Below are 602 nucleotides of genomic sequence, written 5' to 3'. Positions count from 1 at the left end.
CCGCCAGTGGCACAAAACCCCTTCCCTTCCCGGATGCTCTGCCCGCCACCGCGTACGGCACGGACAACGGCCTTCGTCTGGCAGAAGTATGGCTGACCCACGACCCGGAATACCCGGAAAATCTTCCCGTGCGGCCCCTGGCCCGCTATGCGTACACCCCGCGCGGCGAGCTGGCGGCGGTGTATGACCGCAGCGATACGCCGGTGCGGGGCTTCACTTATGATGATAAACACCCGGGACGCATGACGGCGCACCAGTACGCCGGACGTCCCCGGACCACCTACCGCTATGATGCGGCCGGCCGTGTGGTGGAGCAGCATAACCCGGCCGGGCTGAGCTACACGTATGAGTATGAGAAAAATGCCGTCGCCATCACCGACAGCCTGAACCGCCGGGAGGTGCTGCACACCGAAGGTGAAGGCGGACTGAAACGGGTGATTAAGGAAGAAAAAGCTGACGGCAGTGTGGTTACGCGGGAATTTGATAACGCGGGCCGCATGGTGGCGATGACGGATGCTGCCGGGCGTAAAACCGAATACCGGCTGAATATCGGCTCCGGGAATGTCACGGAAATTGTCACGCCTGATGGCAGGTCCGTCCGT

1 pseudogene is annotated in these 602 nt (G+C 62.3%); it reads left to right on the top strand.

Annotated elements, in window-relative coordinates:
- Positions 1-602, top strand: a pseudogene (locus QNN88_RS22815) (type IV secretion protein Rhs); the annotation flags it as partial.

This window comes from Citrobacter sp. ANG330 (assembly GCF_047467925.1).
GTDB lineage: Bacteria > Pseudomonadota > Gammaproteobacteria > Enterobacterales > Enterobacteriaceae > Citrobacter_A > Citrobacter_A amalonaticus_G.
The sequence above is the reverse complement of the archived record's forward strand: the minus strand, read 5'-3'. Positions and strand labels throughout refer to the sequence as shown.